18 protein-coding genes are annotated in these 23,232 nt (G+C 24.8%); 5 read left to right on the top strand and 13 right to left on the bottom strand.

Features of this window, described 5'->3' with window-relative positions:
• Nucleotides 1–59: 59 nt before the first annotated feature.
• The 3 genes from glpO to F801_RS0101450 form a co-directional block, all read right to left on the bottom strand.
• Entirely contained in the window at nucleotides 60–1,217 is a 1,158-nt protein-coding gene (glpO, locus tag F801_RS0101460; RefSeq protein ID WP_014335530.1) for a type 2 glycerol-3-phosphate oxidase, read from the bottom strand.
• A gap of 2 nt (nucleotides 1,218–1,219) precedes the next feature.
• The gene (locus tag F801_RS0101455) at nucleotides 1,220–2,560 is read right to left on the bottom strand and encodes a hypothetical protein (protein ID WP_014335531.1); all 1,341 of its coding nucleotides are present in this window, start codon (nucleotides 2,558–2,560) and stop codon (nucleotides 1,220–1,222) included.
• A 73-nt stretch (nucleotides 2,561–2,633) separates the two neighbouring features.
• Complete coding sequence (locus F801_RS0101450; protein WP_014335532.1) at nucleotides 2,634–5,333, bottom strand: cation-translocating P-type ATPase; 2,700 nt, start codon at nucleotides 5,331–5,333, stop codon at nucleotides 2,634–2,636.
• Nucleotides 5,334–5,488: 155 nt separating this feature from the next.
• Between F801_RS0101450 and smpB the strand changes: the two genes are divergently transcribed.
• Complete coding sequence (gene smpB, locus F801_RS0101445) at nucleotides 5,489–5,926, top strand: SsrA-binding protein SmpB (protein WP_013302087.1); 438 nt, start codon at nucleotides 5,489–5,491, stop codon at nucleotides 5,924–5,926.
• Nucleotides 5,916–6,599, top strand: coding sequence for a thermonuclease family protein (locus F801_RS04495; RefSeq protein WP_308507206.1), 684 nt, complete (start codon nucleotides 5,916–5,918; stop codon nucleotides 6,597–6,599). Before smpB ends, F801_RS04495 begins: the two co-directional genes overlap by 11 nt.
• On the opposite strand, the gene F801_RS0101435 is transcribed toward F801_RS04495, so the two are convergent.
• The 3 genes from F801_RS0101435 to F801_RS04355 are packed head-to-tail and all read right to left on the bottom strand — an operon-like array spanning nucleotide 6,568 to nucleotide 8,443.
• Nucleotides 6,568–7,128, bottom strand: coding sequence for a hypothetical protein (locus tag F801_RS0101435; RefSeq protein ID WP_014335534.1), 561 nt, complete (start codon nucleotides 7,126–7,128; stop codon nucleotides 6,568–6,570). The genes F801_RS04495 and F801_RS0101435 overlap by 32 nt on opposite strands.
• Nucleotides 7,129–7,145: 17 nt before the next feature.
• On the bottom strand, nucleotides 7,146–8,291 hold the full coding sequence (locus F801_RS0101430) for a hypothetical protein (protein WP_015084108.1): 1,146 nt from the start codon (nucleotides 8,289–8,291) through the stop codon (nucleotides 7,146–7,148).
• A 5-nt stretch (nucleotides 8,292–8,296) separates the two neighbouring features.
• Nucleotides 8,297–8,443: a hypothetical protein gene (locus F801_RS04355; RefSeq protein WP_014335536.1), complete on the bottom strand. Its 147-nt coding sequence runs from the start codon at nucleotides 8,441–8,443 to the stop codon at nucleotides 8,297–8,299.
• Nucleotides 8,444–8,580: 137 nt separating this feature from the next.
• On the opposite strand from F801_RS04355, the gene metK reads away from it, so the two are divergent.
• From metK to F801_RS0101410, 3 genes are all read left to right on the top strand, one after another.
• Nucleotides 8,581–9,723 (top strand): methionine adenosyltransferase, encoded by a 1,143-nt coding sequence (metK, locus tag F801_RS0101420; protein WP_014335537.1) that lies wholly within the window; start codon nucleotides 8,581–8,583, stop codon nucleotides 9,721–9,723.
• A 46-nt stretch (nucleotides 9,724–9,769) separates the two neighbouring features.
• Nucleotides 9,770–10,864 (top strand): hypothetical protein, encoded by a 1,095-nt coding sequence (locus F801_RS0101415; protein ID WP_013302082.1) that lies wholly within the window; start codon nucleotides 9,770–9,772, stop codon nucleotides 10,862–10,864.
• Nucleotides 10,865–10,976: 112 nt separating this feature from the next.
• The gene (locus tag F801_RS0101410; protein WP_015084107.1) at nucleotides 10,977–12,701 is read left to right on the top strand and encodes a Na/Pi cotransporter family protein; all 1,725 of its coding nucleotides are present in this window, start codon (nucleotides 10,977–10,979) and stop codon (nucleotides 12,699–12,701) included.
• Between the two features lie 387 nt (nucleotides 12,702–13,088).
• Here F801_RS0101410 and F801_RS0101405 read toward each other — a convergent pair whose 3' ends face one another.
• The 7 genes from F801_RS0101405 to nusG all read right to left on the bottom strand — a co-directional run bounded on the left by F801_RS0101405 (nucleotide 13,089) and on the right by nusG (nucleotide 23,230).
• Complete coding sequence (locus F801_RS0101405; protein ID WP_020104531.1) at nucleotides 13,089–16,223, bottom strand: DUF1410 domain-containing protein; 3,135 nt, start codon at nucleotides 16,221–16,223, stop codon at nucleotides 13,089–13,091.
• Nucleotides 16,224–16,313: 90 nt separating this feature from the next.
• Nucleotides 16,314–18,236: a DNA topoisomerase subunit B gene (locus tag F801_RS0101400; RefSeq protein WP_013302079.1), complete on the bottom strand. Its 1,923-nt coding sequence runs from the start codon at nucleotides 18,234–18,236 to the stop codon at nucleotides 16,314–16,316.
• Nucleotides 18,237–18,407: 171 nt separating this feature from the next.
• Nucleotides 18,408–19,220 (bottom strand): TIGR00282 family metallophosphoesterase, encoded by an 813-nt coding sequence (locus F801_RS0101395; RefSeq protein WP_013302078.1) that lies wholly within the window; start codon nucleotides 19,218–19,220, stop codon nucleotides 18,408–18,410.
• A gap of 12 nt (nucleotides 19,221–19,232) precedes the next feature.
• Nucleotides 19,233–20,360 (bottom strand): hypothetical protein, encoded by a 1,128-nt coding sequence (locus F801_RS0101390; protein ID WP_013302077.1) that lies wholly within the window; start codon nucleotides 20,358–20,360, stop codon nucleotides 19,233–19,235.
• Nucleotides 20,361–20,912: 552 nt separating this feature from the next.
• On the bottom strand, nucleotides 20,913–21,107 hold the full coding sequence (locus F801_RS0101385) for an N-acetylglucosamine-6-phosphate deacetylase (protein ID WP_015084103.1): 195 nt from the start codon (nucleotides 21,105–21,107) through the stop codon (nucleotides 20,913–20,915).
• A 957-nt stretch (nucleotides 21,108–22,064) separates the two neighbouring features.
• A complete protein-coding gene (locus tag F801_RS0101380) occupies nucleotides 22,065–22,511 on the bottom strand; it encodes a hypothetical protein (RefSeq protein ID WP_014335540.1) in 447 nt (148 codons plus the stop codon).
• A 122-nt stretch (nucleotides 22,512–22,633) separates the two neighbouring features.
• Entirely contained in the window at nucleotides 22,634–23,230 is a 597-nt protein-coding gene (nusG, locus tag F801_RS0101375; protein WP_020104530.1) for a transcription termination/antitermination protein NusG, read from the bottom strand.
• Between the last annotated feature and the right edge of the window lie 2 nt (nucleotides 23,231–23,232).

Here is a 23,232-nt window from a genome sequence, read left to right as displayed (position 1 = left end):
TATTATTTTACATAAAATAAAAAATAAAAAAGAAGTAAAATAAAATTTACTTCTTTTTATTATAAAATTTCTGCTTTGTCTTTGAAATTCTCTTTTGGTGATAATGTAAGTTTTGCTTTTAGAACTAGTTTTTTAACTTCTTTTGCAATAGCAGGAGCTGAAGAAATTGCTGGCGATTGCATACCTGCAACATTAATAAAGCAAGGGTTTTTATCAGTTGCTTTAATTATAAAATCTGAAGTTGCAACATCTATTGAACGTGAAGCTGCATAAGTAGTAATAATATTTGAAAAATTTAAATCAGGGAAGATTTTATGACCTATTTCTTGAATGTTTTTAGCTAGTTTTAAATCCACAGATTTAGCTTCATCTCTTTGATTGTGTTCTTCAGCAGTTGGTCCAACCATAATATTACCATTAAGTTTTGTAGTTACAATTACTCCTTTACCATATTTAGTTGGAGTCATAAAGAAAATAGATTTAGCATCAACGTTGTTTAAAGGCGAAAGAATTAAATATTGACCTCTTAAAAATCTTTGTTCAAATTCTGGATAACCCGCTAATTTTGAAATTTCATCTGCAAAAGTTCCAGCTGCATTAATAACAACTTTTGTTTTAAATTCAAAATCTGGATTGTTTGTTTGAATAAAAAAGACATTATTTTTAAATTCTATATTTTCAACTTTTGTATTTTCAAATAAGTGCGCATCGTTGTTTTTAGCAATTTGTAAAAAGGCTAAGGATGCTTTTTTTGAATCAATTATTCAAGAATTTGTACAAACTAGTGAAGAAACAACTAAAGGATTTAAATTATGATAAAGTTTTTTAGTTGCTTTTTCATCTAGAATTTTAAGTGATTTTGGATTTAAATTATTTTGAATTCCTTTGTTGTATAAATGTAATAATTCTGCTCTTTCTTCATCATCAAATGCTATAACAACAGAATCAGATTGTTTTCTTGGAAATTTAACTTTTGGAAAGATTTTTTCTTGTCATAATTTGTTTCCAATAACATTTAATTTTGCTTTTAAAGTGTTAGGTTCTGCATCAAAACCACAATGGATAATTCCTGAATTAGTTGCTGTAGTTTCATTTGCAAATGAAGGATTTTTTTCCAAAACAGCTAACTTAATTTTATATTTAGAAAGTTCATAAGCAATTGCACTTCCAACTATTCCTGAACCTATTATTACTACATCAAATGATAAAGTTTTCATTATTATTTATTCTCCAAACTATCTGAATTTACTTCTAAAATTGCATCTGAAATGGTAACAGCTTGGTTATTATTTGTAGCTTTTATAACTTTAAAGAATTTTCCTCTTGGTAATTGTGCTTTAAAAATATAGTCAAATTTACTTGTTTCATCTTGTCCAGCTGCATTTTTTGTAACTACAGGACTTTCAGCTCTAGCTACATAAATTTTTTGATCTTCTGGAGTTGGATTTTGACTTTCATCTTTTGCTGTGAAAACTTGAAGGAAAATTTCATAATTAGTTTTAGAAAAATCTTGTATTTCTTTTGCAAAACTTACTTTAAATTCAAAATCAGAAGTTTGTCCATCTGCGTTAATGTTTCCTAAACTAAATAATTGCACATTTTCAATTTCTGGTTTAGTAGAAAAACTAAAAGGAAGTAGGTTTTTTTCAAATGTTAAATCCATTTGATTTTTACTTTCGCTTGAGTTTGCAGTTGCATTAGCAGATTGGGAAGCATTATTTGTCAAAGCAGAATTTTCTTTTGAAATTTTTGTAATTATGTATTCAGATTTTGGTTTTAAATTTTGTAATTTAAAGAGTAAATATGGCATTCTAGAAACATTTTGAGTCTCTTGTGCTGTTGTGATATTGTTATTATTTGCTTGGTTTGAATTTGCTTGGCTGGTTTGGTTTTGTGTTTGATTTGCAGTTGTTTGTTGTGTATTTTGTTTTTCTTGAAAACTAATTTTTGTTTGAGCAATAAGTTCAGGAGAAGAACTTAAAGGAAGACCGTTATCAGAAATTTGTTTGTATGTAAGTGAAAATAAAGTGTTGTTTTCGTTCTTAAATTCTTCTGGATTTAAATCAACTCATAAAAACTTGATGGTTGTATTGTCAGAAGCTAAAATATTACCGTTTATACTACTTAGTTCAGGTGCTGGTTTAGTTGTAAAAGTTTGTAATTCTGCAGGTAATAACACAATGTCATCACCTTTTAAAACTCTAAAAGCATATTTTGTATTTTTTTCAAGTCCAGAGATAGTTAAAGATAAACTAGAAGTTTTATTTGAAGTAGCCAAGCTAATTGGATTTATCAAACTTATTGTTGGAGTTACTGTTTTAAAGTCTTGATCCTTTTCTTTTTTGAGCTGAAATTTATAAAGAGCTTGAATATCTTCCTTTGTTGGAGTTTTATCTTTGTTTTCAAGCTTAATATTGTCAAAGTTGATTGTTAAAGAATTGGAATCCAAATTCACTAAACTTATTTTTGAAACTTCTTCTTCCGAACAAGAAACAAAAGAAACAATCGGCACACTAGCACTTAAACTTCCAAGTAAAATTGAAATTGAACGTTTTTTCATAATAATCCTTTGAGATTTTGAAATTATAGTTTTGACTTTAAAAAATTTAAATATTTATTAGTATTAAATTATACTAACTTTTTTTCTCTTTTCCATAAATAAAAACTGCAAATTTTCAAATTTGATCAACTATAAAAATTAAAAAACCTAAAAAAAAGGAAAACACAATTGCTTTTGTTGTTATATTATCTGAGTTATTTAACAAATCAAAATAAAAATTAATATGAAATACTTCATTAACTCCTGGTGTAAAACAAATAAAAATTATGGATAAAACACTTAATAAAAAACCAGATATTAAATATTTAGTTTTGCTTCATTTTTCAAGCATTAATGGTTTTGGAATAACTAGAATAAAACTATTAATTGCAAGTGAAATCGAAATAGTAATAAATGCTACCGAAGAAGCAAATACACTTTTATCTTCAAAAGTTAAACCTGCATTTGCAACTAAATTTTGTGCTCAAAAATAACTTAACAAAGTGATTATTGTATTAAAAAATGAAAGAATTAAAGTTTTCAAAATAATTTCTTTATTAAACAATGATCTATTATTTTCTAAAAATGTTTTATTCATTACTGATTTTGAAATATTTGATAATCCAATCGCAATACCACCTAATGTTTCAGAAACAACATTAATTCAAAGAATTTGTAAAGCTGAAAAAACATTATTTTTAAAAATAAATAAACCAAAAAAAGATATTAACAATGCACATAAATTCGCAATTAAGAGATAAATAAACAAAATTTTGATGTTATTAATAACATTTCTTCCATTTTTAATTGCTTTATAAGTAGTTGCAAAATTATCATCAGCTAAAATTACATTTGAAACTTGTTTTGTCACATCAGTTCCTGTAATTCCCATAGCAAATCCAACATTGGATTTTTTAAGTGCAGGAGCATCATTTACTCCATCTCCAAGCATTGCAACAATGTGTTTTTTATCTTGTAAAGCAGATACGATTTTGATTTTATCTTCTGGAGTAGTTCTTGAATAAACTAAATAATTTTCAACATTTTTGCTTCATTTTTCTTCATTTAATTGATCTCATTGAGTTTTAGAAAGACTTTGTTGTTCTGAATCAATTAAACTAATTTGTTGAGCAATAGCACTTGCTGTTGTTGGATGATCACCTGTGATCATAACTGTTTTAATATTAGCATTTTTGAGTTTTTCAATTACTTCTTTGATTCCTTTTCTTGGATTGTCTTGCATAATAATTAAACCAGCAAAAGTTAAATTATTTTCTTCATGTTCAAAGTGTTTTTGTTCAATTTCAGTTGAAATTTCTTTATAAGCAAGTGCAAAAATTCGATAACCTTTTTTATTAAAGTTTTCATATACTTCTAAAATTTGTGAAGTAACATTAACTGATTTTTTTAGAATAATTTCAGGCGCACCTTTTGCTATTAATATATTTTTTTGTTCAATTTTATTAATAACTGACATCATTTTTCTTTGTGAATTAAAAGGTATTTCAAAAATTCTTGGATTACTTTTTAAAAAGTTATTTTTATTAATATTTAACTTTTGAGATTCTTCTAAAATCAAAAGTTCTTCAGGATCTCCAATTGATTTATTTTCTAAATTATTTAAATCATAAACAGCATCTGTACATAAACTTGCATATGTTCAAAATTGTTGCTGACTTAATTGATAAATAAAAGTATCTATTAATTTCATTTTATTTTCAGTCAATGTTCCTGTTTTATCAGTACAAATTACTGAAATATTACCTAAAGTTTCAATTGAAGAAATATCCTTTACCAAGGCTTTTTCTTTCGCTAATTTTTTAACTCCAATAATTAAACTAATAGTTACTAAAGGAACTAAACCTTCTGGAATTACTCCAATAGCTATAGTAAGAGAAATAATTAAAGCTTTTTGTCAAGCATCAAAATTACCTTGCTCTTTTATAAAAATAAATAAAAAGAAAAAAAATAAGCTAACAATAGCTGCAAAAAATCCGATAAATTTTGAAAATTTAAGAATTTTTTGTTGTAAAGGTGATAATGCTTCGGTTGTATTTGATATTAATGAAGCAATTTTTCCTAATTTTGTATCAGATCCAATTGCACTTACTAAAAGCTTTGTTTTTCCTGAACTAATAGTTGAACCAGAAAACAAAAAGTATTGATCTTGTTCAAATTCGTTTTTATCTTTAAAAGAAAAATTCTTTTTATAAACTGATTCTGACTCACCTGTTAATATAGCTTCTTGTACTTTTAATTTTGATTGTTCAATTACAACACCATCAGCTGGCACAACATTTCCAAGTTCTAAAAGCAAAATATCACCAGCTACTATTTGACTTGTATCAATTACAACTTCTTGGCCATCTCGAAGAGTTTTAACAACTGATGAATTCATTTTTTTTAACGAAGAAATGGCTTTTTTAGTTTTTATTTCTTGCATTAATTTGAAAAAAACATTTAAAAAAATAATAAGCAAGATAACTAAAGGTTCAGCAAAAGCAACAACTTGTTCTTTAGGTTCTAATAAATTATGAACATAAGAATAAAGAGTAATTGAAAAAGAAATAATAACAACAATTAACAAAATTAAAACTAAAGGATCTTTTAGTTGATCAATAATATTTCAGAATAAGGATTTTGGCTTTTTTTCTGGAATTATATTTTGTCCATATTTTGTTTGATGTTCAAGTACTTGTTGTTTTGTAAGTCCTTTGTTAATATCAATTTCTTTTAGCTTGTCAAACTCAAGATGTTGAATTGTTTCTTTAATTAAATCTTTATTTTTTTTCATTATTTTTCCTTTATTTTAGTAACTTATCTTTATAATTTCTTTAATAATTCATATTTTTTTACTTTTTTTAAATTTGATAAAAAAATTATGAAAATATTAGTAATAAATAATTTTATAGTAATTCTACTTTTTTAATATATAGAAAGGCTAAAATAATGAAAATAATAGCAAAAAATAAAGTTGCATACTATGATTATGAAATTTTAGAGACTTTTGAAGCAGGTATTAGTTTAATGGGTTGAGAAGTAAAATCCATTAGAGCAAATAAAGTGAATTTAAAAAATTCTTTTGCTTATTTTAAAGATTTAGAACTTTATTGATCAAATGCACATATTTCTTTATACATGGCAGTTAAAGGTGATGAACAAAGAACAAGAAAACTCCTTATGCACAAAAGTGAATTGAAAAAAATTCATTTTAAAAAAACTACAAATAGACTTACTTTAATCCCTTTATCCTTGTACTGAAAGCAAGGAAAAATTAAACTAGAATTAGCACTTGCAAAAGGTAAAACTAAATACGACAAACGTCAAAGCGAAAAAGCTAAAGAAGAAAAAAGAAAAATTGAAAAGATGTTAAAAAATTATTCTTAAACACTGAAAAGTCTTCTTTTTACTTCTTTTTTCTACATTAGCTACAACTTTTATTTCTTGTCAACCAAATAATAACCTTGTACTTGACAACATTAAAAATGAAAAAGAATTACTATCTAAATTAGAACTACCCGAACAAACAATTATTGTTAAAAAAACGACTCGTTTACAAGTTAGTCACAGCTATCTTTTTAAAATCAAAAGCAATTATGACGGAGATACTTTTAAAGATATTTTTGATAATAAAATTAGATTATTTGGTGTGGATACTCCAGAAATTGAGCCAAAAAATAACACAAGATTTATTAATATAAAAAGAGCAAATTACTATGCTCGTAAAGCTAAAGAATTCAGTGCTAATTTACTTCAAAAATGAAGCAATTTGGCTTATGCAACTATTGTTGAAAAAGATCCATATGATAGATATGTGGCTAAAGTTAGAATTCAAAAACAAGATTTAGCTTCTGAATTATTAAAAAATGGTTTAGCTGTTTTAAGATATTTTCAAGTAGATAAACCAAAGAAAAAATACTATTATCCAAATCATAAAGAGCTTTATACTGACTACAAAAACCTTCAAAATGAAGCAAAAGATAAAAAAATAAATGTCTGAAGTGAAAATACCAAATCAATTTATGGAATTAATCTTCAATATATTTCAAAAAAACACTAGCAAAAGAAGCAATTTCACGGGTGAAATTTTGAATAACATTGAAATCTATGTTTGATAACAATACTTCAAATTCCTTTGCTTTTGCTCTTATATTTTTATATTTTTGTTCTATAGAATTAGATGAATCTTGTTCTATAAAATCAAAACTTTTAAATGAGTGAATATGAAAATTTCACAAATCTTTAGAACTAAAATATCACTGACTAAAATCATAGAAGTTTAAATTATTAGTTTCTTCTTTTTTAATAACTGAATGAAAAGCTTGTACATACAAATTTGAAGTTTTAATTTTATTTTTATAAAGACTTCAACTTTTTAATCTATCTATTCCATTGTGATTATATTTTTTGTTAAACATAAAAACTTTTAAAACTTTGGTTAAATAGATATATCTAATTTCTTGATTTTTAAAGTCAATATTAGTATTTGGTAAAATAATTAAATTAATTAAATTCTCAAATTTTTCTACATCATCTTTGTATAAAATTAAAAATCTAACTAAAATTATTTCATTTAAATATTCATACAATGCACGAATTCCAACACTTAATGAATTAAAAAATATGTATGTTCACTACTTATCTTGAGCTGCTCCATAATTAAAGAAAAGCTTCAAATATGTTTAAATTGGCACTGAATTTCAACTTCAGATATACTTCAATCAAAAAAACTCTCAAATTTTTGCAAAAACTTTTCTCTTATTTCAAAGTCATAATTTAGTTCTTCACATTTTTTTAATTTTTGTTGACCTATGTTAATTCAATTTGAATTTTTATTATGTCTTGGTCCTAAATAATGTGCAAATTTTTTAATAAAATTGTCACTAATTGGGAAAATTTGTTCATTTGCTTTAAATAATTTAAATAATAAGTTATAAATATTTTCAATTTCTATTTCAAGCTCACAATTATTAACTAATTTATTTTGAATTAAATCGTATTCAACATTAAATATTTGCTCTAAATTAGCTTCAAAATTTGACTTTGTTATTAGTTTGTTTAAAATTTTTTTTGCATTTTTTATACTTAAGACTTCAACGTTTTTATTAATTAAAATTTCTAAAATATCATCTTGATTTTCATAATGAATTTTTAAAATATTTTCTATAAAAATAAAGTCTAAATATAAAGTTCAAATTTGATCCTCTTTAATACCTAAAAGATGAAAAATATTATCTTGAACTTGTTTATTTTCTAATAATTGCTCATAAGTTATGATCTTATTTGTAGTTAAAATATTGTAAATGTCTAAAATTTTTTTACCATAATTTAAATTTAAAACACAATCTGTTTTTTGTTCAATATTTTCTTTTAAAAGTAAAATAATTTCTTCAGTTTTCAAACAAGAAAGTACATTAATATTTTCTATATTTTTAAAGGAAAAATGATACTTTTTAGTATGAACATCAATTTCGTTTAAAAATTTAAAAATTTCATTTTTTACCTTAGTATCTATAATCATATTTTTGATTAATTTTTTAAAAATTTGATTTTTATAAAGTAATTTTAAAGCAGCAACAACACGGTTACCTTTTAAAACAATATGCTTAGTTCCTTGATTTAAAACAATAATTTTGCTAAATCTTTCATCATATCCATGAATTAAAATAGAAAAAACAAGCTTTTTAAAAGTATTAAAAAACTTTAAATTTGTAACATCAAAATAATCTAGTCTATAACCAAAAAATCCCATTGTTTTTATATTTGTTGTAATTCTAAATAATCATTGTAAAAAATGTTATCTTTTTTAATTTCTTCAAAAATATTTTCTTTTAAAAAATTAAGATCATTGTGTCTAAAATTATTTAAACTAATTTGTAAATCATTTAGTGCAACTAACTTCATTTAATCACCTTTTAAAATATTTATAAAATAAAGTAAATATGTATAATTATAACAATTGCGTGTGTAAGAGCTAAGCCAAAAATCAATTATAGAAATTAGCAAATTCACAACAAAAACACAAGGGGAAACAATTTTTAATGTTAATGTTAAAAAGAAGACATTTATCTGTGTCTGAATCTGTTGGAAAAGGACATCCAGATAAAATTTGTGATCAAATAAGTGATAGTATACTAGATGCTATTTTAGCAAAAGATCCAAACGCTAGAGTTGCTGTTGAAGTAATGGCCTCTAATAGATTAATAATAATTGGTGGTGAAGTTTCCACAAAAGCATATGTTGATGTTGTAAAAACAGCTTGAAAAGTTGTTTTTGCTATTGGATATAACGAAAACGATTTTACTATTATTTCAAATGTTAATACTCAAAGTGCTGATATTGCAAAAAAAGTTGACAAATCAGATACATTAGGAGCTGGAGACCAAGGGGTGGTTTATGGTTATGCTTGTTCAGAAACTAAAAACTTTTATCCTTTATCTGCTTCACTTGCCCATGCTTTAACTAAATATGCAGAAGAATTAAGATCGAAGAAAAAATTTCCTTATGCAAAAGCTGATATGAAATCACAAGTAGAAGTAGATTTTAGTAACTGGGAACAACCAAAAATTGTAAAAATGATAATGTCTGTTCAACACGAAGCAAAAATTGATGATAAAAAATTTAAACAATTTATTCACAAAGACATAATGCAAAAAATAGCACAAGATTATGGTTTGAACCTTGATTTTGAAACAATAATCAATCCAGGTGGTCAATTTGTTATCGGTGGAACCATTGGTGATACAGGTCTTACAGGAAGAAAAATAATAGTTGATTCTTATGGAGATAGAGCACATCACGGTGGTGGTGCTTTTAGTGGAAAAGACTATACAAAAGTAGATCGTTCAGGAGCTTATTTTGCAAGATGAATAGCTAAAAATTTAGTAGCTGCAGGAGTTGCAAAAGAACTAGAAATTCAACTCTCTTTTGCAATCGGAATTGCTGAGCCAATCTCTATTTCTGTTGAGCAAATTCAAGCTGGAAAATTTAGTGAAGAACAAATAGTTCAATGTATTAAAAATGTCTTTAACACAAGTGTCAAAGGTTTTGTAGAAGATTTAGAACTTAGAAAACCTATTTATAAACAAACAGCAACTTATGGACATTTTGGAAGAAATGATATTGATCTTCCTTGAGAAAGACTAAATAAAGTAAAGCAAATTAAAGAATTTTTAAAAATTTAAATATTTTAATTAATAAAAATATTTTAATTTTTAGTAAAATATTTTAATGTTTTTCAAAAAATTAAAAATTTTGTTAGCTAGCACAGGTGCAATAACCACAGGTGCTCTTCTTTTTTCTTGTCAAAATAATCAAAATTCTGAAGTTTTAGAACTCGAAAATAATCTAACAAAGCAAAAACTTCTTGATCAAATAATACAAATTCCTTTATTTATTGAAGGAGAAGATGTAGTTAAAGTAAAAGATAATCAAGGAAAAGACTTATATATAAATTTATTAGATTATTCTTTATACTATTATTTAAAACAATTAGAACAGCAAAATATTTTTGAAAAAGGAATAAGAAACAAGGATATAGTTCCAAATTCAAAAGAACCAAATCCTACTATAAAAGATGAAAATAATAACGATGTTCTATATGGATACAATTATCATGGTATTTCCGAACTAAAAGCAAGTGATTTTTTAGCAAAGTGAAAAGAAAATCAAGCTAAAAATAATATTTGATACTTAAAATATGGAGATGGATTCTACATAAATAATCCATTTTTCAAAAAATATAACTTATTTTCTAGAATATTTGGTTGAAACCAAGATCCTAAAGTTGAACAATCTGTTGGATCTTTAGGAACTTTTTGATGAAATATTGATTACTCTAAATTAGTTCCATTAGTTTTTGATGCTAATTTTCAAAGAAAAAAAGACTTATTAGCACAACTAGATAAATTTACAGTTACAAAAGAAAAAGAAGTTTATAACTTTGATGCTGATAAAAAAGTTAAGCAAAATCAACAATTTAGAGTTCAACTAAGAGCTAGTTTTGAATTTGACAAAGATACAATAGCAGATGATCAAAATCACGAATTAAAAAATATAATTTTTAAATTATATTGAATTCAAGATCCAGAAAATGGAATCAACTATCCAGATGATTCTAGATTTTCTTATTCTGGACTTTATTCAGAACCTATTTCACAAATAAAGAAAAATCCAAAGATTTTATTTGCACAAAGGAGAATTAATGTAAAGGGTTTTATCGGAATTGATTTCCAAGCAGAAATTAATAAATACGAAGAAAGTTTAGTTAAAGAAAAAATTAAACAAAATCAAGAAAATTCCTCAGTTAATAACAACACAAATTAATAATCAATCTTAAAAAATCTTTGTTTTTTTACAAAAATACATTTTTTTATAATAAGAACTTATGTTCAAAAGGAGCGAAAACATAAATATAATTTTATATTTATAAAAATTAATGTTATTTGATACATGAGCATCTGCAATTATTTTTGGCCTAGCTGGATTAGGTTTGTTTATATTTTCAGCCAAAATTTTATCAACATCACTAAAACAAGTTAGTGGTCCTAAGTTTAAAAAACATATTTTTAAAATCTCAGAAAACAGATTTGTTGCAATGATGTTTGGTATAATTTTTACCACACTTATTCAATCCTCTGATGGTTCGATGGCTCTAATTATGGGGCTTTTAGCTGCTGGTATAATAAAATTAAGAGGAGCTATTGCTTTTTTATTAGGAACAAATATTGGAACCGCTACCACTTCCTTAATTGTCTCATTTCAGGCAAAATTTGCTTTTACGGAATATTTTGTTTTATTACTAGTAGTTGGTGTTTTTGGCTATCTTCTAATAAAAAAAGAAAAAATTTCTAACATTTTTTACATTATTTTTGCTATTGGTTTAATATTTTTATCTTTAAAACTATTAAGTGCTGGTTCAAAAGTAATTGTAAAACAAGAACAATTTAAAGAATTTGTTAAAGTAGTTGGCAAAAATGCGTGAGCTTCATTTTTCTTCTCATTTGCACTAACAGGGATAATGCAATCTTCTTCAGCAACTGTTACTTTATATCAAAGTATTTATGAAGGACAATTTTATAATAGCGCCGGATTATGAGAAATTCCAAATCCACAAGTTTTAAATTTACCTGCAGCTATTGGTTTAGTTTTTGGAGCTAATGTTGGAACTACAATAACAGGATTTATAGTTTCATTTACAACAAAAAACTCAAACTCTAAAAAAATTGCACTTGTTTGAGGATTTACCAACTTATCAATTTCAATAATTATTTTAACTATTATTGGATACTACAGTAAACTAATTGAATTAATAATTCCTTTATCACTAAAAGCCGCATCACTTCAGCTTTCTATGGCTCACTTACTTTTTAATACTATTTTAGTTTTTATTTATATTTTCTTAATTGGATACATTGTCAAAATTTTAAATTGGCTCATCAAAGATGACCATTTTGAGAAAAAATTTGGATTTATTCTTTCTAAAGAACTAATTAAAACAAATACATTTTTAGCTCTTGAACAAGGAAAACAAGCTTTAATGTCTATGGGCAAAATGGTTTTTGATGGACTTGAAAAAATGGAAGAACTAACCAAAAAAAGAAGTAACAAAATTAAAGAACAATATAATCAACTAGAAGAAGTTGTTGACAATGCAAGAAAAAAACTCTATTTTTACTTAATAGAATTAGGGCAACAACAACTAAGCAATCAACAATCTGAAATTCATATGTCTTTAATTTTATCTTCTAGATCTCTTGAAAAAATTCTTGATATTGGAAGTGAAATTATTGCTGAACTTGACAAAGTTTATAATCCAAAAAATAAAACTCAATTTTTAATAAGTCAAGAAGTAATTGATAACATTGCTAAATTACTTAAAATGAACAAAGCTATTTTAAAAAGTTCTCTTGATCAAATTAAGTATTTTAAAAAAGAAAAAAGTAAACACATAGAAGAAATGAGTCACGATTTTGATGAACTTTCATTTAAATATGCAAAAGAAAATGTTGCTAAATTAAAAACCAGTTCAGGAAAAACTCAATTAGAACTTGACTTTGATTACAGTCGTGTATTAAGATCTTTAGAAAGAATTAATCACCATAGTTTAAGAATTAATCATTACTTAAAAAACTCACATTGAGCAAAACTAAACATTTATTAATAACAAAAAAACCATCTAATTTTTAGATGGTTTTTTTGTTGAAAATACTTCTTTTTTCTTTGTGTTTTTAAAATTATTCACTAATTTTGTTTAGTTAAATATATTAACACAAAGCTTAATTTTTAACACCTTTAATACTGCTTCAAAAGTCTTTAATTTCTTGCTATGAATTAGATTTACTTTTGTTTTTTAACATATCTCAATTCCGTTTTTAAAGTAGTTTTAAAAAGCTTTGGTCCTTATACAACTTATAATAAGCAATATTTCAAACTTGTTTACTAGATTTAAAACATTTTTAATAAACAATTTCTCTTATTGTAGTTGTTTTAAATCTAAATGTTGTATTTAATAGATTGTAATTTGTTTTTAATACTGATATTTTCTATTTTATACATTATCTTTTTGTGTAGTAGTTAAGAAAATATCAAAAATACTTACATAAGCTACATTATGAGCACTTGGGAAAACAATTTCAATATTTTTAATATAATCATTTACATCAAAAGTATAAGTCACCATAGATTTATCTCTGGATAGAATTGGTTGTTGTTTGATACTTAACTTGGTTGTAGTTCCGTTTTTATTAGTTACATTTACTATAAAAGGATCTTTAATGTATTTATCTGCTCCTACTTTTGCTGGTCAGAAATAATCTGGATGATTTTTAAATTTGAGTTTAATTTGACCTACAAAATTATGATTTTGAGATCTTGGTTTTACATAAAATTTTATATCTGCAGATCCAGGTCAAGCAAATCAGTAATAACCATTTGCAAAAACATTTTCAGGTTTGTAATATTGCAATCATCAACTACCGTATTGAGTTGCATCAGCAATCCAGTGTTTATTTAATTCTTTATCATCAATAATTTTATTAAGATTGCTTCAAGAAATATCAAAATATCTTGTGTTAGCTAAATATTCAATATTATATTTTAATTTCAAAGAACCATTTTGATTATTAACATTTTGAAATTCACTAAATTGCAAAAGATTTTTGTATTTTTCATCTACTAAATTTGAAACTGTTTGTACATTTACTAAAGATGGAATTGATTTATCTGAGAGTTTTTCAAGTTGTTGTTTTACTTTAGATGCAATATTGTCTAATGCTTGAATATCTAAAATTTTGTTTTTATTTGAAAGTGAAATTTCTTTTGCGTTTGTAAAATTATTATTATTATTTGCTATTAATAATTTTTCTATTAAGTATTTTCCTTCTTGGTTAAAAATTGAAGATAATTTCACACTTATTATATTAGTTTGTTTATTAAAAGTTATACTATCTTTTTGGTTTGTAACTATCTCTTTAACTTGTTGATTGTTTTGATTTTTTAACATTAATTTGTATTTACTATTAGTTAAATCAATGTTAGTGTTGACTTGAAAATCTAGTTGTCCTGTTTTTAAATTCAAATCTGAAATTGAGCTAACTTCAAACTGATTTTCAAGTTCTCAAGGGGTAAACAAATTAAAAACAATATTATTGTGTGCATCATTAGCTGAATTAGTAACTTCTAGTTTAGTAATTTTATATTTTTTATTCAATTCTAGATTATTAAATGTTAAATCCAGTTGTTTTTTATTATTGTTGTTATTGTTATCTTTAATTGTACCAGTTATTTGATGTGTGTTTGATGAATTATTTACTTCTTGGTAAAAGACTTTTACTTGTTTATTTTGACTGAAATCCACTTTTGAATTATTTAAATCTGTATTGATTTCAACACTAGCATTTAGTGAGTTAATTGTTCTTGATTTTATTTGAAAATTAGAAAATGTTTGCAAGATTTTTAAAGAATCATTTAAGTTTAAATCTTTTGTTGTAATTTTTATAACTTTGTTATTAGTATCTTTTAAAATCAAGAATTTTAGTTCATATTCTTTATTAACAACTAAATTATTTAAATCCAAAGTGTAATCTAAAGTGCTTGAATCTTTAATTTCTACTTCAGAAGTTGTAGCTAAATCATTATTTTTACTTTGGTATTCTAAAGCTATTTTATGATTTAAGTATGTAGGAGTAATTTTTGAAAAATTAAGCTTGATTTTGTAAGATGAGTGTTTATCAGTTAATGTTTTTGGATCAACTTCTCTTGTTAATGTAATATTTAGTCATTTTTCATTAATAAAACTGATTTTATCAAAATCATCTTTTGCATTGTAGATAACATTGTCTTGTGCTTTTCCTAGATTTTTTAATGCTTTTGTTGGTTTTAAAGCAAGTTTAATCATCTCTAAGCTATAAATTTGATCTTGTTGTAAATTATCTAATTCAAGCTCAATTTTGTAATCATTAGTAGAATCTTGTGTTATTTTTGCTGGATGTTCCAAAGTTTTATCTTCGCTTGTAAAAACAACATTTACTGCTTGATTTGCTTCTAAAAGATTGTCTTTACTTGATAATTTAATATTTACTTTGTAGTGATTATCCTTGATTTTTAAAGCAAAATTTGAAAAATCAAAATCTAGTGGTTTTGAATTAGTTATAAAGGTTTTGTTTATGCTTGGATCTAGCAGAATTTTGTCTGTGTAATCATTTTTGTAAGAAATATTACTAATTTGGTAACTTGTATTAGAAGTAAGATTATCAAAAGTAAACACTAATTTATTATCCATTATTTTAGCTGTTGATTTCAATAATTCTGCAGGTTTATTTTGATTTTTTAGTGTTAAAACTACTTCATAATCTAAAGCAAGTTGTGAAAAATCTTTAATATTAGCTTCAAATTTTAAATTATGATCACTAAGTTCTAGAGTGTTAATTTTATTTATTATTGCTACTTTATCATTTTTAATCATAACATCGCTAGTCGGTACTACAGGATTTGATTTTTTGAAAAAACTCATTTCGATAACTTGTGAATTAAAATCAAGTGAATAATTATTTTTAGCTATAACAGCGGATACAAGTTGATAATTTCCTTGTAAATTAATTTTTTCAGAATCGATATTAATGACTCCATCTTGATTAGTAGAAGCTTCAAAAGTTGTTTCTTTTGCATTGTTTTTGTCTTTAAAAGTTAATTTAAACTTTTCATTAGCACTAAGCATTGGATTAAAAATTAGTTGATTTCCTGCATTTGTTGCTTTAAAAATAATGTTTTTTAGATTTACTTCTGGTTCAAAAGATTTAATTAATGTTTTTGCTTGATTATCAACATAAAGTCCGCTTAATAAATAAACTACTCTAGTAAATCCGCTTTCAACTATTGGGTACTTTACCAAAGCATTAGATTCATTATCCACTGAAACGGCAACAATTTTGTCTAAACTAGTATCATTTACAAATTTTGCAAAAACAACTTGATTTTTGTATTTAGAATCTAATTTGACTTTTGCAAATATGCTATATAAATTGTCTTGCGCTTGTCTGTTGCTATATTCTAATTGATAGCCTAAATTAGCAAATTTGTCTTTTTGTTTTGATAATCCTACACCTAGTCCTATAGCAAGCGAACTAATAGTAATGGCACTAGCTGAAGCTAATAAAATAATTAAAGATTTTTTTGATATTTTCATAATATTTCCTTAAATAATAAAATTTGTTAATTGATTTAAAAAATAAAAAATTACAACAACAAAAACGTGTTGTAATTTCGAATTATAATACTAAAAGTCTAGGTTTTTTGCATATTTTGCATTTTCTTCAATAAATAATTTTCTAGGAGCTACATCTGTTCCCATTAATTCTTCAAAAACTTGTGAAGCAATAATTGCATCCTGAATTTGTACTTGAATCATTTTTCTTGTTTTTGGGTCCATAGTGGTTTCTCAGAGTTGATCTGGATTCATCTCTCCAAGACCTTTGTATCTTTGAATGCTAACTTTTTGATTTGAAAATTCTTGTTCAATTATTTGTTCTTTTTGCTTATCTGAATATGCATAAACAACTTTTTTATTTGCTGAAATTTTGTAAAGTGGAGGTTGTGCTATGTAAACAAAACCGTATTCAATTAATGGTTTGAAAAATCTGTATAAGAAAGTCAAGAGTAAAGTTCTAATATGTGAACCATCAGAATCGGCATCGGTCATAATGATGATTTTATAATAACGGATTTTGTTGATATTAAATTCTGCACCAATACCTGTACCAAAAGCGGTAATTAAAGAGAGAATTTCTTCGTTTTTAAGCACTTTTTCAAAATTAGTTTTTTGTGAATTAATTACTTTACCTCTAAGTGGCAATATAGCTTGAAAATGACGATCACGACCCATTTTAGCGCTTCCACCAGCTGAGTTACCCTCAACTATGTAAAGTTCGCTAATTTGTGCATCTTTTGTAGTACAATCAGCTAATTTTCCTGGTAATGAATTAATTTCAAAAGGTGATTTTCTTTTAATCGCTTCACGAGCTGACTCAGCTGCTTTTCTTGCTTTTTGTGAAAGCAAGTTACGCTCAATAATTTTTCTTGCTTGATCTGGATTTTCAGCTAAAAATCTTTCAAATACTTCAGAAAAAATTTTGTTAACTACAGAACGAACTTCTTTGTTGTTTAATTTTCCTTTAGTTTGACCTTCAAAAATTGGATTTGAATGTTTAATTGAAACAACAACATACATTCCGTCTTTAATGTCTTCACGAGAAAATTTTTCTTGATCTGATTTAAAAAATTTATTTTCTAAAGCATAGTTATTTAAAATTCTGGACAAAGCATCAAACAATCCTGTTTCGTGTGTTCCACCTTCACGGTTGTAAATGTTGTTTGTATAAGCTAGAACTTCAGAACGATCTTCTTTTACATATTGTAGAGCAATTTCAGCTTTTGTGTGATATTGATCGGTTGAAATCTCACCTTCTGAGTAAATAATATTATCATGCACTTTTTCAGAACCTTTTGTTAATTCACTTACATAATCAATTATTCCACCAGCAAATAAGAATTCTTTTTCGAAATTATTTCGTTGGTCTTTGACAATAAATTTTAAGTTTTTTGTAAGATAAGCAGTCTGCTTGAGTCGATCTAAAATAATATCTAAACGAAAATCATTTACTTCCATAATAGTAAAATCTGGTTTAAACATAATGGTAGTACCTGTTGAAAAATCAGGTACTGTGTCTATAACTTTTAGATCGTCTATTTTTTTTCCACCATCTACAAACTCTTGAAAATAAAGCTTGCCATCTCTTTTAATTCATACTTTTAAATTAGCACTTAAAGCATTAACTACTGAAGCACCAACTCCATGAAGACCACCGGAAACTTTATAAGAACTTCCATCAAATTTTCCTCCAGCGTGCAAAACAGTTAGAACAACTTCAGCTGCTGAGACGTTATGTTTTGGATGTATACCAACTGGAATCCCACGACCATTATCTGAGACTTTTACATAACCATCCGTTGTGATTTCAACTGTAATTGTATTTGCAAATCCAGCTAAAGCTTCATCAACTGCGTTATCAACTATTTCTCAAATAAGATGATGTAATGGTAAAATTCCAGTTCCACCTATATACATTCCAGGTCTTTTTCTTACTGGTTCGAGTCCCTCTAATGTTTGTATGCTTTCTGCTTCGTAATTTTGATTTGACATTTTCACTCCTAACTACTAATTGTAACTAGTGCTTTTTATATTTAAAAATTATATCATTTTTTGACTTTTTTAAAAATCTCAAAGTAAACATATTTGTTTATTTTGAACAACTTTACTTCTTTTTTCTTCATTTATAAAAAATACTCTAAAAAATTTTTAGAGTATTTTAATTTAGTTTATATCATCCATAATATTAATCACTTCAATACTTTGATTATCCAATTTTGTATTTAATTTTAAAACAACAGCATTAAATTGTGAGTAGTTATTTGACGCTGTAAATTTGATCATTTTATCATAACGCATTTTTTGATAAACCTTTAAAAAATCAGCACCAATAGCTTCATTTCTAGGGCCTGTCATACCAACATCTGTTATATAAAGTGTTCCTTGCGATAATTTTCTTCCATCAGAAGTTTGCACATGTGTATGTGTTCCTACTATTGCATTAATTTTTCCATTTAAGTAAATAGATAAAACATTTTTTTCTGAAGTGGTTTCAGCGTGGAAATCAACAAGATGAAAATCAGCTTCATCATCTAAAATCACTGCGTCAATAGCATCAAAAAAATTATTTGCATATTCTTGTTTTCACGGTTTGATCAAACCATTAAATGAAATACCCAAAAGTGAAGTAATGCGGAAATTTAAGTTGTTTTTTCTATAAACTACACTTCCTTGTCCTGGGTAATCAAGCCCATTAATATTTAAAGGACGCACCATATCGTTGTTGTTAATTATTTTTAAAATATCAGGATTAGATCAAACATGGTTTCCTAAAGTAAAAACATCCACACCTGCTTGTTTTAATTCTAAATAATCCTTTTCATTTAGCCCTTTTCTTCCTGAAATATTCTCGCCTTGAACTACAACTAAATCAAAATGATATTTTTGATTTAGTATTGGGAAATGTTTTTTAAAGCAAGCTATACCAACTTTGGAAAAAATATCACCTACAAATAAAACTGTTGCTGATTTTGTCATAATTTCTCTCTTTTAATATGGTTTTTTCAATCAAAACCATTTAGCATTTTTGTCTGTATTTCATTGCTCTAAATTAAGATTATAAATTAAAGAAAGTGAATTTTTAATTTCATTTGAGACTAAAAGATTTGCATTGGTGAAAAAGTTCTTAGTAGCTAAAAATGATTCTTGAGATTTGTAAAATTGCGCAAAGATATTGGATTTAAAATTAGTTAAATCTTTAATTTCAACTGCTTGAATTGATCAAAATATAGGATAAGTTTTTAATGAAAATTTAAGTTTGTCTTTTTCAAGAAAAGATAAAGCTTCGATTATGCTTTCAAATATAGTACCAAAGTTGTTATTATTAAATTTATGTTTAACTAATATTGTTAAAAATTTTAAATCTGAATTAGAAAATTTTTGTTCAGAAAAGTAAAACTGAATTTTTAAATCATTTAATTTAAAAAGATCTTCAATCATATTTAAGTGATCAAAATTAAAATCTCTATCTATCAATATAAAAAGAAGATGAAACTGATTTTTATACGAAGTTAAAAGTGATTTGGTTGTGGGAATGGGTTTGTCTAATGTTGCTTGATTTTGTTCACTAACAATAAGTGCACCGGATGAATTTAAGTTTTTAAAAGCTTCAATTTCAACTTTTTTATTTTTTGAAGCTTTTTGATTACCTTGTGCTTGATTTTTCTTTGTTTCTTTAACTTTTATCAATGATTGAACATCAATTTGTTTATTGATTAGCTTTTGATCAAAAGGAATTATTTCAAGTTTTTGCTTTTTGGTTGAATTTGGAGAATATGGACTAATAACAACTCTTCACTTTTTATTATTAGCTACAAAGTGTAAATTATTACCTTTTTCTTCATTTGTCTTACGATGCACAGGTTGCAAATTTTTTTCTGAATTGAGATACTTTTTAATAACAGATATTTTGGAGTGATCTATTTTATCAAATATATCTTGTGGAATAATATGATCAATATCTCAAAAACCTGGAAATTGATCAGAGTTTTCTTCTTGTACTTGTGAATTTTTCTTGTGATCTTTAATAATCTCTCTACCTGCAAAATCCAGGCATTGAGTTTTATTTTTACAATAATTGTCAAAAATCTTATCTTTTTGTTTTGCCGATATACTCATCGATTTTATTTTCCTTTGTTGCGCATAATAGAATATATTATTTATTTTTAAATATTTTTTTATTAACTTAATCTATAAAAATTTACTAAATTATAAGTTATTTTAAAATTTTAAAATAAAAAAGATAAGAAAAATAAACAAACACAATGAATTTTTATTAAATTATTCTTTGAAAAAATTTTTAAACTTTTGAATTATCATTTTGCTTAAAAATTAGAATTTTTAAAAAAATAATTATTATTTTTAAAAATAGGAAAAATTTGGATTTAAAAAGCAAAATAAAGAACTTTATTTTTTAGTAAATATTACAAAAATGCTTTATTTTTGAACATTTTAGAGTTTTTTATTTGAATATTTTTTATTATTAATAATACTAAAAATAACATTGAAATTTTGATCTATTAAAGCAATATTAGCTAATTGATCTACCTGGATATCACCATATAAATGTGTTAAATTTAGTGATTTAGCAACATTGTGTGATGATACTTTTACTAAATCTAATCAACTAATATTAGTGTTGTGTTTTAAATTTTTTAGAACTTTATTAAACTATTTTCCTGAATCTGCAATTGTGGAAGAATTATGAACATAGAACAAATCTGATTTTTTATCAACTTTTAAAGGTCCAAGATCATAAATTCCATTTTTTAAACCTTTTTCTGGCAATAAATCAGAAACTATGCAAACATTATCAATATTTAATCCATCTAAGGTAAAAATTAAAGTTGAATTTTTAATATGCAAACCATCTGCGATTAGCTCTACTAAAAAGTTTTTACTTAATTTTGTTTCTAAAATTAAATTTACTAATGATTCTTGCCTTTAATTAAACATCGAACAAGCATTGTAAAAATGTGTAAATCTTTTAAAAGTTTCTAAATTATGTTTTTGTGAAAAGTTATAACAATTTGAATGTCCAATTGCAAAATCAAAAACAACTTTATATTTTTTTAAAATAGATTGTGAATTATTTTCAGGCGCAATAGCAATTGTGGCTCTAAAATTTAAGTAATTTTTTAAATATTCTAGATGTTATTTTTTAACTGAAATAATTAAATCTTTTATATGTGCACCTTTTTTTCTTTAGAAATAAAAGGACCTTCAAGATATCAACTAAGTATAAAGTTTTCAAAATTATTATGGATTAAATTGAATTTTTCACTAAATAATTTAATTTTGCTTCAAGAATCAGTTACTATTGTTGCACAAACAGCAGCAATACCTTCTTTTTTTATCCAAATTATGTTTGTATTTCAAGAACTTTTTTATAAAATCAGTTTCAGCAATTTTGTTAAAAGAAAGTCCATATCCACCATGTGTATGTGAATCAATAAAAGCTGTAAGCAAAACGTTTTGCTTACAGTCAATTCCTTCTTCTTGTGTGGTTCCTTGTCCTATTTGTTCAATTTTTCCATCTAGATTTAATCTTATTTAACCTAAAAATTGTTTGTCTTTTGTAGTTATCAATGCATTTTTTAGTATCATAATTTCCTTTGTTAAATCATAAATGAATATAGCTAAAAATACTGAAATTATGAAATTTTTTAAATTACAAATCTCTTTGTACTTTAAAGTAGTTTAAACTGACTTTGTATTTTATAACTTGTAACAGTTTTTGTTGTTTGTAAATACTTTTGTAAATAATTTGTGAATTTTCTGTATCAAAAGTATAAAATTCTATTTTTTTACTTTTAAAATTGTTTAAAAATCATTTACTAATTTATATGATTTTTCTATGTTTCAAAATCCAGAATCTTGATGGATTAAATATTCAACTTCAATTAAAAGTTCTTCATTTTTATAGCATTTTTTCTTGTAATATCTAAAATTGTCTAAATTATCAAGTTTTTTTAAAGCTAAATTATTTACTCAATTTGCTTGAGTTTTGTCTTGATTTTCTTCTCATTTACAAAAACTTAAATAATATTTTTCTAGCAAAGGTTTTATTGTATTTACTACTTTTTTAACAATAATTTGAGAATTTTTTCTTAGTTGTTCAATGTCTAATTTTTTAACTTTATTAAATAAAAAGATAATGAGTGTTTTAGAAACTTTATATTTATTAATTAAAAAATTGATTTGTTGTTGAGTTAATGGTTGTTTGGAAAATTTTAAAACATAAGAAGATAAATCTTTTAATATTTGCAAACGTTTTGATTTGTTATTTTTAAAATTACTTAATTGTGTTTGATTATTTTCTTTTTCATCATAGCTTTTAAAAAATTAAAACAAAAAATAGCAAAAATTTGCTATTTTTTAAAACATTATTATTAATTTGAATTAACTTTATCAGAAATGATTTTTAGATTTTTATTTTCAATTAAAGTTTCAGTTTTTCTTCCTAATACTTCAAGTTGAACAGCAGAAGAAGCATTAACTAAGTCAACTGAAGAGATTTTACCAATCTCACCTATAAATGGACCTTGAATAATTTCAACAACTGTTCCTACTTTAAATGGAGAATTAATAATCCCGAACTTTGCATATTCAACAAGTTTTTCTCTTTGTTTTTCTTCCATTTTTCTTATTTGTTTTTCAGAAACTGGTGTTGGTTTTGTTCCTTTTCCTGAAGAACCAATTAGCCCTGTGATATATTGAGTATTTCTTACAATAAATCAAACTGCATCATTCATTTGCATATTAATAAAAATATAACCTTTGTATAGGTTTTCTTTTTTTTCTACGTATTTTTCACCTTTTAATTTTTTTTCATATTCTTTATCACTAATAGTTGTAATTTCAAATTTTTTAATTTCTTTAAAGTACTGTTCTAAACCTTCAGATTTGATTCTGTTTTTTAAAAGATCAATAGCTGTATCTTCTTTATTTGAAATTGTTGAAATCATATATCATTTAAAATCTGTCATCA

The sequence above is a fragment of the Mesomycoplasma hyorhinis ATCC 17981 genome (genome assembly GCF_000383515.1).
GTDB classification, from domain to species: domain Bacteria; phylum Bacillota_I; class Bacilli_A; order Mycoplasmatales; family Metamycoplasmataceae; genus Mesomycoplasma; species Mesomycoplasma hyorhinis.
This window is presented reverse-complemented; position numbering and strand designations above follow the sequence as displayed.